The organism is Tenacibaculum sp. MEBiC06402, assembly GCF_049239625.1.
Classification (GTDB): domain Bacteria; phylum Bacteroidota; class Bacteroidia; order Flavobacteriales; family Flavobacteriaceae; genus Polaribacter.
Genome location: NZ_JBMKKT010000037.1, coordinates 1 through 940 on the forward strand (window position 1 = coordinate 1; position 940 = coordinate 940).

The following is a 940-nucleotide window of genomic DNA, read 5'->3' on the forward strand; positions in this document are numbered from 1 at the left end:
AAATTCAATCTTATTAATTATCTTTCCGCAACACAGGAAAAGAACTTACGTCCTTTTCCCGCAAAAAATCATACACAAATACGTTGTAAGCAATTTAACCCAATCATAAATGTTCTGGACTAAAAAGAAAAAACTACCTATTACCGAAGAAGACAAAATTTGGATTGACGAAGACTTGAATTGGTTAAAAACAGAATTTGGACAAGATCATTTTATGGAAATCCGAACGGTAACACCAACAAAAGACTTTTACGAAAGAACTTTTGACCGAACAGAAAAAGATGCGGAGTTTATTCTTGAAAGGACAATGGAATTGATGAATATCAAAGACGTGGATATAAAATTGGATTTTTACTCTGACTCACCTATTGAGATGGCTGATGGAACTATTTTGTCAACTCCAGCTGATATAAATGGAAGTTGGAAAAGTGCAAGTGGAACTTTTGAACAAACAGAAAACGAAACTATTATTTCAATTGAGATGGGACAATTAAAAAATCCGATTTCATTGATTGCGACTATTTCACACGAATTAGCGCATCAAATTTTACTGGGAGAAAATCGTATTGAAGAAAATGACGAATTTTTAACTGACTTTACTGCTATTGTATATGGTTTTGGAATATTTATAGGAAATTCTCGCTTTCAATTTAGTGCGAATGATTTTGGATGGCAATCTAGTAGTCAAGGTTATTTACCAGAACAAATCATTGCATACGCTATGGCTTGGCTATCTAAAGAACGAAATGAAAATACAGATTATAGTCAGTATTTGAATAAATCAATGAAAAAATATTTTAACCAAAGTTTGAATTGGTTAATTGAAAATGAATAAAAACTACTTACAACAACGTGTATAATTAATTGCGGCTGAATTTCCTATGCGGAAATTCAATCTTATTAATTATCTTTCCGAAACATCGGAAAAGAACTCGCGTCC

1 protein-coding gene is annotated in these 940 nt (G+C 32.0%); it reads left to right on the forward strand.

From position 1 onward, the window contains the following. The first annotated feature begins 109 nt into the window (after positions 1 to 109). Positions 110 to 835 carry a hypothetical protein gene (locus ACOSP6_RS00330; RefSeq protein ID WP_422092391.1) on the forward strand — a complete coding sequence of 242 codons (726 nt, stop codon included), beginning with the start codon at positions 110 to 112 and terminating at the stop codon, positions 833 to 835. The last annotated feature ends 105 nt before the right edge of the window (positions 836 to 940 follow it).

What these genes read in the sequence shown, in the direction of transcription:
- ACOSP6_RS00330 (WP_422092391.1), top strand. Translation starts at nt 110, where the DNA reads ATGTTCTGGACTAAAAAGAAAAAACTACCTATTACCGAAGAAGACAAA.